This window comes from Bizionia gelidisalsuginis (assembly GCF_008086185.1).
GTDB lineage: Bacteria > Bacteroidota > Bacteroidia > Flavobacteriales > Flavobacteriaceae > Bizionia > Bizionia saleffrena.
The window spans coordinates 1-1684 of record NZ_VSKN01000064.1 but is presented as its reverse complement, the minus strand read 5'-3'; the positions used below and the strand labels follow the sequence as shown (position 1 = coordinate 1684).

The window sequence follows — 1684 nt, the reverse complement described above, 5'->3', positions numbered from 1 at the left end:
TTTTAGGACGTATTACACCAATGGAAAAATGGAACCAGGATAAACATCTAATAATAATGAGAAATTTAACAGCTTAATTAATAATCGAAATTTAGAATAATACTCTTGTTTTATAGGGGTCAAAACAGTTCCGTCCTTCCTTAATTGTGAGTCCTATGGGCTTTTTCTCCCACCTCGTTTCCCTTAAGTACTATGACTTCTGCTGACTTCTCCAATAGGCCAACTCGTAACTTTGGAGATCTCCCCAGGTAATGACATCTTCTTTCACTCAATCCCTGCCGTATCTACCTACTTACCCTTTTGATACTCTTTGGGCGTTGCAATGATGTGGTTGCTTACCCGAATAAATAGGCCTCTGTATACGGTTTCTGTTCGTCAGTACCGAGTTTTGTAGTCTCGCTTTCTTCAGATGTAACTTTGCAGTTACCACCCTTGCGACTTACTAATGCTTCTAGGCGTTACCCCAGCGCATAAGGGACTTGCACCCTCTAGATTAATTACTTACTTTGCTGTAAGTTAAAGATGCCCATACTGGGCACACACACCGTATAAAATTAATTGCTGGCTTTTTGCCAATTTACGAAAGTCCAAACGGACTTTCTTGGTTCGTGTTTTATTTACTAAATTCACTGCCTAAAACACGCAACTAATCTTATACAACAACGTTGTGCATAATATAAAAATACTGCTATGAAGAAAAATTTGATTTTAATTTTAAGCTTTTTTTCGCTTCTTTTTATAAGTTGCGAAAAAGAACCGATTCCTGCTAATATTGAAACATTAGTATTTGGAAAAATTTATGATTCGACTAATGACATACCAATTGTTAATGAAAAAGTAAAATTAGCGGAATTTAGCACTCAAGGAACTTTCGCTGGAACGAATTATATTTTTAAAGGATATATAGATTCGACTACTACTGATATGAATGGAAATTTTATTCTGCCATTTAATACAACTGGCAATGGAAATAAATATTCAATCCAACTTGATTATACCGAGAATGTTCACATTCCAAACTTGGAGGAATTTATTCAAGATGAAAATGTAGGTGGACAAGAGGAATTTATTTTTGAAGCTTTAAAACTTTACCCTATTGATTTAAGAATCATTACTACTGATAATATAAGTCAAGAAATAAATATTTACAAACAATTTCCCGAAAGGCAAATTGCCCCAATACCTCCTTCATCGCAAAATTCAGTTAGAAGAATTTGGGCAGATAAAAATGTTGAAAATGCAATTAATTTTCAAATAAGAGAAAACAGTTCAACTTTAAACTATAATATTGTTATACCATTAAATAATACAACGGAATTATATGAATTTGAGGTAGAAATAAATTCAGCTGACTTTCAATAATACTATGCACAATCGAGTAGACGGCTGACAATCGAATGATTGCCAGTGCGCCTCTCACACCACCGTACGTACGGGTCTCGTATACGGCGGTTCAACGTTCATCTCAACAATTGCTCTTTACACCAATTGAAGCTACCTACTATTTTAAGCATAGGCTACAAAAATTTGCTCCTATGCGAATGTAATAGAGAACGTTGTTCCGTCCTTCCTTAATTGTGAGTCCTATGGGCTTTTTCTCCCACCTCGTTTCCCTTAAGTACTATGACTTCTGCTGACTTCTCCAATAGGCCAACTCGTAACTTTGGAGATCTCCCCAGGTAAT

Annotated in this window: 1 protein-coding gene; it reads left to right on the top strand. The window is 35.6% G+C overall.

Translation table 11 applies throughout. From position 1 onward, the window contains the following. The first annotated feature begins 690 nt into the window (after window positions 1-690). Window positions 691-1362: a hypothetical protein gene (locus ES677_RS15035; protein ID WP_148381701.1), complete on the top strand. Its 672-nt coding sequence runs from the start codon at window positions 691-693 to the stop codon at window positions 1360-1362. Window positions 1363-1684 lie beyond the last annotated feature (322 nt).

What these genes read in the sequence shown, in the direction of transcription:
- ES677_RS15035 (WP_148381701.1), top strand. Translation starts at nt 691, where the DNA reads ATGAAGAAAAATTTGATTTTAATTTTAAGCTTTTTTTCGCTTCTTTTT.